The 9,039-nt window shown below is 68.4% G+C and carries 12 protein-coding genes; 5 read left to right on the top strand and 7 right to left on the bottom strand.

The features are described 5' to 3' along the window. Nucleotides 1-74 precede the first annotated feature (74 nt). On the top strand, nt 75-1,073 hold the full coding sequence (hemB, locus tag ACFU8Q_RS35435) for a porphobilinogen synthase (RefSeq protein ID WP_384462419.1): 999 nt from the start codon (nt 75-77) through the stop codon (nt 1,071-1,073). A gap of 100 nt (nt 1,074-1,173) precedes the next feature. Here the strand turns inward: hemB and ACFU8Q_RS35430 are convergent, their stop codons facing one another. Beyond that, nucleotides 1,174-1,380: a hypothetical protein gene (locus ACFU8Q_RS35430; RefSeq protein ID WP_384462416.1), complete on the bottom strand. Its 207-nt coding sequence runs from the start codon at nt 1,378-1,380 to the stop codon at nt 1,174-1,176. A gap of 394 nt (nt 1,381-1,774) precedes the next feature. Between ACFU8Q_RS35430 and ACFU8Q_RS35425 the strand changes: the two genes are divergently transcribed. Then, the gene (locus ACFU8Q_RS35425; protein WP_384462413.1) at nt 1,775-2,503 is read left to right on the top strand and encodes an SDR family NAD(P)-dependent oxidoreductase; all 729 of its coding nucleotides are present in this window, start codon (nt 1,775-1,777) and stop codon (nt 2,501-2,503) included. Nucleotides 2,504-2,714: 211 nt separating this feature from the next. Next, a complete protein-coding gene (locus tag ACFU8Q_RS35420; protein ID WP_384462410.1) occupies nt 2,715-3,617 on the top strand; it encodes an alpha/beta fold hydrolase in 903 nt (300 codons plus the stop codon). A gap of 108 nt (nt 3,618-3,725) precedes the next feature. Here the strand turns inward: ACFU8Q_RS35420 and ACFU8Q_RS35415 are convergent, their stop codons facing one another. The 5 genes from ACFU8Q_RS35415 to ACFU8Q_RS35395 are packed head-to-tail and all read right to left on the bottom strand — an operon-like array spanning nt 3,726 to nt 6,747. After that, complete coding sequence (locus ACFU8Q_RS35415) at nt 3,726-4,079, bottom strand: hypothetical protein (RefSeq protein ID WP_384462407.1); 354 nt, start codon at nt 4,077-4,079, stop codon at nt 3,726-3,728. A 48-nt stretch (nt 4,080-4,127) separates the two neighbouring features. Further along, on the bottom strand, nt 4,128-4,919 hold the full coding sequence (locus ACFU8Q_RS35410) for a DUF4253 domain-containing protein (RefSeq protein ID WP_384462404.1): 792 nt from the start codon (nt 4,917-4,919) through the stop codon (nt 4,128-4,130). 59 nt (nt 4,920-4,978) lie between these two features. Then, on the bottom strand, nt 4,979-5,650 hold the full coding sequence (locus ACFU8Q_RS35405) for a 1,4-alpha-glucan branching protein (RefSeq protein WP_384462401.1): 672 nt from the start codon (nt 5,648-5,650) through the stop codon (nt 4,979-4,981). Nucleotides 5,651-5,674: 24 nt separating this feature from the next. Next, nucleotides 5,675-5,926, bottom strand: coding sequence for a DUF397 domain-containing protein (locus ACFU8Q_RS35400; protein WP_384462398.1), 252 nt, complete (start codon nt 5,924-5,926; stop codon nt 5,675-5,677). Beyond that, nucleotides 5,923-6,747, bottom strand: a complete 825-nt coding sequence (locus tag ACFU8Q_RS35395; protein ID WP_384462395.1) for a Scr1 family TA system antitoxin-like transcriptional regulator — start codon at nt 6,745-6,747, stop codon at nt 5,923-5,925. The genes ACFU8Q_RS35400 and ACFU8Q_RS35395 overlap by 4 nt, the downstream gene beginning before the upstream one ends. Before the next feature lie 112 nt (nt 6,748-6,859). Here ACFU8Q_RS35395 and ACFU8Q_RS35390 point away from each other — a divergent pair, with 112 nt between their 5' ends. Further along, the gene (locus ACFU8Q_RS35390) at nt 6,860-7,255 is read left to right on the top strand and encodes an ATP-binding protein (RefSeq protein WP_384462393.1); all 396 of its coding nucleotides are present in this window, start codon (nt 6,860-6,862) and stop codon (nt 7,253-7,255) included. Here the strand turns inward: ACFU8Q_RS35390 and ACFU8Q_RS35385 are convergent. Then, nucleotides 7,252-8,049 (bottom strand): HEAT repeat domain-containing protein, encoded by a 798-nt coding sequence (locus ACFU8Q_RS35385; protein WP_384462390.1) that lies wholly within the window; start codon nt 8,047-8,049, stop codon nt 7,252-7,254. The two genes, ACFU8Q_RS35390 and ACFU8Q_RS35385, sit on opposite strands and share 4 nt — an antisense overlap. Before the next feature lie 323 nt (nt 8,050-8,372). On the opposite strand from ACFU8Q_RS35385, the gene ACFU8Q_RS35380 reads away from it, so the two are divergent. Continuing rightward, a complete protein-coding gene (locus tag ACFU8Q_RS35380; RefSeq protein ID WP_384462422.1) occupies nt 8,373-8,900 on the top strand; it encodes a DUF1062 domain-containing protein in 528 nt (175 codons plus the stop codon). Nucleotides 8,901-9,039: the final 139 nt, after the last annotated feature.

Below are 9,039 nucleotides of genomic sequence, written 5' to 3'. Positions count from 1 at the left end.
CCCGGCGCCGTTGTGACGCTTTTCCGGCGCCGGTGTCGGTAAATCGGTGATGTGTACGGGTCTAGTCTCGAAGCATGACTGTGTATGGAAACTTCCCCGGCTCCCGCCCCCGGCGGCTGCGGACGACCCCGGTGATGCGGCGCATGGTCGCCGAGACACGGCTCGACCCGGCGAACCTGATCCTGCCCGCGTTCGTGCGCGAGGGCATCGACGCGCCCGTCGCCATCTCGGCCATGCCCGGCGTCCAGCAGCACACTCTGGACACCCTGCGGAAGGCCGCCGTCGAGGCGGTGTCGGCCGGGGTCTCCGGAATCATGCTCTACGGCGTTCCCGTGGACGAGAAGAAGGATGCCCGGGGCACGGCGGGCACCGACCCGGACGGCATCCTCCAGGTCGGTCTGCGCGCCGTGCGCGAGGAGGTCGGTGACGAGCTCGTCGTCATGTCCGACCTGTGCCTGGACGAGTACACCGACCATGGCCACTGCGGTGTCCTGACCGCCGACGGCCGCGTCGACAACGATGCGACGCTGGAGCGGTACGCCGAGATGGCCCAGGTCCAGGCCGACGCGGGCGCCCATGTGGTCGGCCCGAGCGGCATGATGGACGGCCAGGTCGGCGTCACCCGTGACGCGCTGGACCGGGCGGGCCACGAGGACGTCTCGATTCTCGCCTACACGGCGAAGTACGCGTCGGCGTTCTTCGGACCGTTCCGCGAGGCCGTCGGCTCGTCGTTGAAGGGTGACCGCAAGACGTACCAGCAGGACCCGGCGAACACCCGTGAGTCCCTGCGCGAGCTGGCGCTCGACCTCGAAGAGGGCGCCGACATGGTCATGGTCAAGCCGGCCGGTCCGTACCTCGACATCCTCGCGAAGGTCGCCGACTCGGTGGACGTGCCGGTCGCCGCATACCAGGTCAGTGGCGAGTACGCGATGATCGAGGCCGCCGCGGAGAAGGGCTGGATCGACCGGGACGCGGCGATCATGGAGAGCCTGACCGGCATCCGCCGGGCCGGTGCGCAGATGATCCTGACGTACTGGGCGACGGAGGTCGCGCAGCGGCTGGGGCGCGCGTAGGGATCGTCTCGTACCAGGCAGACGCTGTGGGGGCTGACGGCCTTGCCCGGCTGGGGCGGTGGTTCGGCGACGAACACCGGACCGCGCGTGCGTCCGTTGATCAGCAGTTGCGCCGTGCAGGCGTGCCCGCTGCGCAGGCGTCCCCGTAGGCGGTCTCCGACACGTAGTACTCGCGGGCCTGGTTGCGGCGGCGGGCCTCGGCGCCGGCCCTCTCGGCCGCCTGACCGGGCCCGGCGCCCGGCGAATCGGCATGCGCCGACGCGCCCGCGTTGTTATTCGCGTCGGTCCTTTTCTCTTTCTCGGCCACCAGGTGCGGCAGACTGCACCTGGTGGCCGGCTGTATCGCTGGGACCAGCGCGGCATCTGCGGTCGGATTCGGTACATCGAACGCAGCAGGGACCGCCGCCGGTATACGGGAAGCTTGCACCTCGGTAGTGCCTTGCTGATTGTTCGTGCCGGAAGCCTGAGGGACTCCTGCTATCGCAGCTCGCGAGGCGCTTCCTCGTTTCCGGAAGCGTTATGCATGGATGTTGGACCGGTGGGGGCCAAGGCTTGGGCGCAGGGCCGCCGCTCGGCTGATTAATTCGCCATCGGGCACGGTGTATCGGCTCGGCCTGATCTTTCCGAATGATGATTGTGTTGTCCGGGACGAACCTGGCCCGTCCGGCCATCCGTATCCACCGCGATCGGGAGCAGTGACCATGGGTAAGCTTCAGGGGAAAGTGGCGGTCATTACCGGCGGTACCACAGGGATCGGGCTCGCCACGGCAAAGCTCTTCGTCGGAGAGGGCGCCTATGTCTTCATCATGGGCCGCCGCCAGAAGGAACTCGATGAAGGAGTGCGGGCAATCGGCGGCAACGTATCCGGCGTTCAGGGTGACGTCGCCGAACTGGCCGACCTCGATCGCCTCTACGAGACCGTCAGGGCGAAGGGGCGGATCGATATCGTTTTCGCCAATGCCGGCCTGAGCGAGTTCGCTTCGCTGGAAGACGTCACGGAAGAACACTTCGACAAAATTTTCGACGTCAACGTCAAGGGCGTGCTCTTTACGGTGCAAAAGGCGCTACCGCTATTGAACGACGGCGCCTCCATTATTCTCACGGGCTCCGTTGCGAGCGTCAAAGGAACCCCGGAGTTCTCGGTCTACGGCGCCAGCAAGGCCGCCGTCCGAAATTTCGTACGAGGATGGACGGTGGAGCTGAAGGACCGTCGCATCCGGTCCAACGTCCTCAGCCCTGGTCCGATCGAAACGCCGCTCGTGGCGGCGCTACCCCAGGACAACATCGCGAGGCTTGCGTCCACCATTCCGATGGGCCGCATGGGGGAGCCCGACGAAGTGGCCAAGGCCGCGCTTTTCCTGGCCTCGGACGACTCCAGCTTCGTCACGGGAATCGAGCTTTTTGTCGATGGCGGCAGAGCGCAGATCTGATACGGCAACGGTGGCTCTGAAACCTCGGCAAGGGCGTCGAGCGGCCGTCTCCTGTCACCCGGTTGGAGTGCGTGGCCGCGCCTGCCGGTGGGGGTGCGTGCACGCTCGGTGCCGTAGCCTCACGGAAAGCGAGAACGGCATGGCAGTACGTCCGGTCGTCGGTTCACGGCGCCGAATACGTCGCACACATGTTTTGGCCGTCGGGTGCACCATGGCCCTGTACGCGACCCTGGCGGCCCCTGCCGCCGCGGACGGCGGCACGACCACGGCCAAACCCACCATCGTGCTGGTCCATGGGGCCTTCGCCGACGCCTCCAGCTGGAACGGGGTCGTCGAACGGCTCGAACGCCGCGGTTACACCGTCGTCGCCCCAGCCAACCCGCTGCGCGGGCTGTACAGCGACTCCACCTACATCGCCTCCGTGCTGGACAGCATCAAGGGCCAGATCGTACTGGCGGGTCACTCGTACGGCGGCGCCCTGATCAGCTCGGCCGCCGAGGGCAACCCCCGGGTGAAGTCACTGGTGTACATATCGGCGCTGATGCTCGACGTGGGTGAGAGCGGAATGTCCCTGGGCGCCAAGTTCCCCAGCGAACTCGGCACCGCCACGAAGTCCGTTCCCTACCGGGCCGGCGGCGTCAGCGGGACAGACCTGTACCTCAAGGCCGACAGGATCCACCCGGTCTTCGCTGCCGACCTGCCGGAAAGCACCACGAGGGTCATGGCCGTCACCCAACGACCCGCCGCGACGACCGCGTTCTCGGAGACGGCCAAGGTGGCCGCCTGGAAGCACATCCCGTCGTGGTTCCTCGTCGCGAAACAGGACAAGACCATCAACCCCGACCAGGAACGCTTCGAGGCCAAGCGTGCGGGTTCACACACGGTGGAGATCAACTCCTCCCACGTGGCCATGATCAGCCACCCGGATGCGGTCACCGACCTCGTTCTCCGAGCCGCTACGGCGTCCGATTCCGCCCGGCCCGCTCTGGCCGCCTCAGGATCCACCCCCGACGCCCGGGCCGAGGCCGCACTCACCGGCATCGCCGCCGCCTCCCTGATCGCGGGCACAGGAGCCGTTCTCCTGGGCCGCCGCCTGAGGCGCGCCGCGTCCTGACAGCGCTCCGGGACGGCGTTCTGCCGGCGTGACTCGGCTACCCGGCCACATTCGGGGAACTTCCCGAGGAACCCGGCCTGCGCATCGCGGCGGCTGACCCCTCGGAGGTCAGGGCCAGTCGACCAGGGCCATGAACACTACCCACGCGAAGAACACGACGCTCGGCGCGAGCACGGCGAGGGCCAGAGCGGCCGGCGGCCTTTGCCTGCTGAGCGCCCAGCTCGTGACCAGGGTGATCAGCGCCAGCACCAGGCCGAGGTTGAGCACCGTCCACGCGGGATCGAAGCTGGCATCGAACCGGTGGGCCTCGGCCTCCCCGCAGGAGTCGCAGGCCATCGGCGAGAGCCCGCCGAAGACCAGGGCGAAGAACGCCAGCGGAAGCGTCACGACCGTGGAGATCAGCGAGGCGACCCAGGTGCGCGAGGGCCGGGTGTCAGTGACTTCTTCGACTTCTTCGGGCATGCGTACGAGTCAACTCGGAGTCCGGGGAAGCCGCATGAGTTGTTGTACTCAGTCCCACCAGAACGACCAGGTCTCCTGGTTCAGCACCATCTTCTCGGCGTACACGTCCAGGTCGTACGGCGGGTTCTGGTTGATGTTGTCGGGGCAGAACGCGAAGTGCTCGGCGGCGAGTGCCCGTGCCTCGGTGAGGGTGGTGGGCGGGCGTCCGACGGACACGGTCAGGGTGTCGAAGCCGAGCACCACGACCCGTATGCCGAAGCGGTCCTCCCAGGAGCGGAGCACGGCGCAGAGCCGGGCCACGTCGTCCTCGTGGTTGACCGGGCCCGACCAGCCGATCGCGGCCGGAATGTCCGCGCTGCGCCGGGCCGGGACGAGCGCCGCCCGGGTACCGGGGAACCAGCCGTCCGGGCCGACGCACTCGTCCGCGATCTCGGCCGCCAGGCCGTCCGGGGTGGACTGCCCGTCGACGGACGGGGCGGGTGCCAGGCCCGGCCACTCGTCCTCGGCGGCGTCGAGTTCGTCGGGTGCGCAGTCCGCCCAGTACTCGCCGAGCACTTCCTCGGCGTCGTGATCACCGGGGTACGACGTCCTGTCCGGGGCCAGGTCCCAGGTGTCGGGCCACTGGTCGCGCCTCCCGCCGTCGATCAGTACGGGAATGAGCCCGACCGGCCGACCCGCCTCACGCAGCCCGACCCACGTCCCGGGCGACGCGGGCTCGTCCCCGTACCAGAGCAGCGGTTCGTGCCATACGCCGTCGACCGTGGCGTCCACCAGTGAGCCGGGCGGGAGTTGGAGCCCTGACGTGGTCAGGGACGGGAGCGGGTTCGGGAGCGTCGCCATGGCCGCGACTCTAGACGCGGCCACTGACAACGACGGGACGCGACCGGGGCCGAGCCGGGCTATCGGTGTGCGTGAACGACGGCGAACGTGGTGCGTGCCCTGGTGCCGTCGGGCAGTGGCGCGTCCGCGGTGACGTGGCCGAGTGCCGCCTGCCCCTCGATCGCCCGGCCGGGCTGGAGCAGGCGGTTGATGTGGATGGTCAGCCGGCGTCCGTCGGCCGCGGTCTCCACGAGGAGGTCCGTACCGCTCGGGTCGTCGGTCACGGTCGTGGAGGCGATCGCGGCCTTGACGCCGGTCTCCGCGAACCAGCCCGTGACGGATGGGTCGGGGGTGTTGCTCGTACTCTGCATCTGCGGCTCGGCCTCGCCGACGATCAGTGCGAACAACTGGGCGACGAGGACCGGGTCACGCGTCCCGTCGTACACCCACCGCTTCCCCAGCACCCCGTGCTCCGTCGTGCCGATGAGTGCTTCGTCGGCGCCCGGGATCGGTGCGCCGCGGTAGCTGAACGGGATCTGGTACGAGACGGGTTGGTCCCCCGACGTGTCGGTGGCCACCATGAACTCGATCCCCACCTCTCCCTGCGGATCGTCCAGCCGGAATCCGCCGGTCCTGGCCAGCTCGGGCTGCTGCCCCGCCTTGCCGCGGTACCAGGGCTGCGCGGGGAGCCAGGTGGCGAGGAGTTCCAGCTTGGTGGGCGTCAGGGTGGTGGCGTTGTGGATGACAGCCATGATGGTGGTATCCCTCCCGTGGGGTCAGGCGAGTCGCCGGTCGGCGGCGAAGCCGGCGAAGGCCGTCCAGGTGGTGGGCGCGACGGTGAGGGTGGGGCCGTCGGGGTTCTTGGAGTCGCGGATGTGGATCACGGCGGGGTGCGCGGCGATCTCGACGCATTGCCCGCCCTCGCTGCCGCTGTAGCTCGACTTCTGCCAGTCGTAGGCGACTTCGAGGCATTCGCCGCCGTCGCTGCCGCTGTAGCTGGACTTGAACCACTCACGTTCGGTGCTCATAGCTCTCCTAGCAGCTGGTCCAGCAGGTCCCCCGTTTCCTCGGTGTTGAGGGCCTGCGTTCGCAGCATCGCATACCTCTGCGCGAGGATGCTGATCTCGTCGGGGTCCGAGATGAGTTGGCTGCCGCGTTGGGTTTCGGTGTAGGCGATGTGCTGGTAGTCCGGTGTTTCCAGCAGGATGAACGGCCCGTCGAGTGCTGCGTGAGTCCGCCTGCCCAGTGGGATGACTTGGAGGGTGACGCCCGGCAGATCGGCACAGGTGCGAAGGTGGCGCAAGGTCTCCCGGTATACCTCGTTGCCTCCGAGGCGGTCGCGGAGAACGGCCTCGGAGATGACGAAGCTGGTGGTCGGTGGCACCTTGCGGCGCAGGATCTCCTGACGTGCCAGTCGCTTGGCGACATGGGCGTCGATCTCATCCTGGCTGAACGTAGGGACTCGGCTGTCGAAGACGGTCCGGGCGTAGTTCTCGGTCTGAAGCAGACCGGGCAGAACCTGGTTTGCGAAGAAACAGAGAGCCAGTGCGTCCCGCTCCAGGTCCATGTACTGCTCCGCCCACGCCGGAATCAGGTCGACCTCCGGCATGTTTTCCACCGCCGTCCCCAGCGCTCCCTTCGTCTCCAGCAGTTCGTCCAACCGGCAGGCCAGCGCGGGCAGCAGCGCGCGTCTGCCCTGCTCGATCGAGGCGATCGTCTCCACCTGGTGGCCCACCCGGTCAGCGAGCTGGGCCTGGGTCAGGCCCGCCGCGACGCGGAACACGCCGACCAGTTTGCCCACGAGTTTCATTGCCGACGCGTTCTTGCGCTGCCGCTTCCTGGGGTGCATACGGATCGAACTCCCACCTGCGTGCGTACGTCACGCGCGCACGACCCGTACAAGAATTCTGTACGGGTGCGCGTACTGCGACAGCGTGGTGACCGAGTGTGACTCTCGTCCCATGAACGAGACGATGCAACTCTCGCTGCTGCGTGAGCGGTTCTATCGGCGTGAGCACCGATCGGTGCCTGCCGCCAGGGAGTTCGTGCGCGGTGCTGTCACCGACTGGGGGTTCGGTGCGCGGCTGGACGACGTACTGCTGTGTGTGAGCGAGCTGGCCACCAACGCGCTGGTGCACGGGGTGCCGCCGGGGCGGGGGTACCGGGTGCGGCTGCTGTTGGGGGAGGGCGGGGTGTCGCTGCGGGTCGAAGTCCATGACAGCGGCGGCGGGAAGCCCGGGGTGCAGGAGCCGGACGGGGAGTCGGGGCGGGGGCTGCTGCTCGTGGCGGCGGTCGCCGATCGGTGGGGGGTGGGGGAGCGGAACCCGGGCAAGGTGGTGTGGTGCGAGTTCGGTTAGGGCTCTTCCTCGGGCGCGGTGAACTCGACGGCCTCCCGGACGTCCGCGTCAGGGTCCTGGGCGAGGCGGTGGAGGAGTTCCGTGACTCCCGGTGTCGACCAGTTGGCGACGGCCTCGACGAGGGCCACCCGGACCTGTGGGTTCGGGTGGTCGGCGAGGTGGGCCAGTTGGTCGAGCGGCCCGCGTCGGCGCATGCCGAACCAGTGGAGGGTCTCGACCAGCTGCGCGGTGTCGCCGGGGGTGCCCGCTGCGGCGATCCGGCGGAGGAGGACCGGGGTTGCGGGCGCCGGGCCGTCGAGGGGGTGTGGCCGACGTCGGCGCAGGCGCTGTGAGCCGTACTCTCCGCGCACTCTGCAACCGAAGCAGGTGCAGGGCGTCCTGCCGTTGGAGTCGGGGAAGTAGCGCCAGCCGGTGACCTGCCGGACGGCGCGGAGGCGGTGCACTTCGTGCCTGGTGACCGCGCGGGGGACGAACACTTCCCAGCCGCGCGGGTCGTCCAGCGCGGCTGTGCGGCGGACGGCCTCGGCGGCCGTGGTGGCTGCGGGGCTGTGGTTGTAGCGGCCCACGGTGACGGGTTCGTCGTCGGGCAGCCGTAGGTGTACGGCGACGAGACCGCGCGGGCCGCCGTGCCGGGCCAGTTCGCGCAGCCACTGGTGAGTGAGGGTGTACGACGGGAGGACGGGGAAGCAGTAGAGGCCCCGCGAGCCGTCGCGGCCGTGACTGGCGGCCCGTATCCCGGAACGGCGGATGCGCGCCGCGTTCGCCGTGGGTGTCAGGTGCACGAACATCGCCATGCGGCCGATGCTAACCGGGGGCGACCCTTGGGCCTGCGTCTTCCACGGCACCGTCACCGTCGCCGTGATCCGGCTCTGGCTTCGTCCACGATCCGCCGGACAGAACCTGGCGGTGAGGCGCTCGAAAACCAGTGGAACAGCGCCGCTGTGCACCATTACCGTGCCGCCGAGCCAAGTCGTCTAGGCAAGGACGTGCCGTTGTACACCCTGTGAGACCTCCCGAGAGCTGATGTGTCGCGCGTCGCGCATGTGCGCCGCGCTCCTTTTTGCTGCGGATTTCTCACTGAAACCGGTGTACTTCTGTGCTCAATAACTGGGTGGTCATGCCCACCTGCCTGCCGACCGTTCTCCGCCGTTGCCACGCGTGCGCGTCCGAGCGCTTCCGGGCAAACGGCAAATTTCGCGTCAATGCAAACCACAAGCTCCTCGACGCCTGGCTCCTCGTGCTCTGTACCGCTTGCGGGGACACGGCAAAGCTCACGGTCCTGGAGCGGATGAACGTGCGCTCCGTACGACCTGAGCTGCTGGACCGGATGCATGACAACGACCCTGGCCTGGCGGCTGAGTTGCTCCAGGATCCGGTCGTGCGGCGCCGTAATCGCATCGCCCTCGACTGGGACGACGCCTGGCGCCTCGACACCGGCGGATCGGATCACCTGGACCGCGAGGTGATCGACGTCTCGGTCCGCTTTGCGGCCCGGATCCCTGTCCGGCCGGTGCGACTGATCGCTGAAGGTTGCGGTCTTTCGCGGGCCGAGGTCGAGCGACTGATCACGGAGGGGAACCTCGTTTCGGCAGTCCGGCTGAGCGGCAAGCTCTCCGGCGACTTCACCTTCACGCTCAAGCGCTGAGCCCTCCTCGGGACCAGGGGCCTGTTCGGCAAGATCCGCCGGACAGGCCCTCATCGGGTTCTGTGGTGATGTTGTCCACGCGCCTCGTGCGTGACTGTCCGCTTGAGTGCCTGAACGTACGCGTTCCCCTGCCCGCGGG

The sequence above is a fragment of the Streptomyces sp. NPDC057543 genome (genome assembly GCF_042801895.1).
GTDB lineage: Bacteria > Actinomycetota > Actinomycetes > Streptomycetales > Streptomycetaceae > Streptomyces.
Note: the sequence above shows the minus strand (reverse complement) of the source record. Positions and strands in the feature narration are given on the sequence as shown.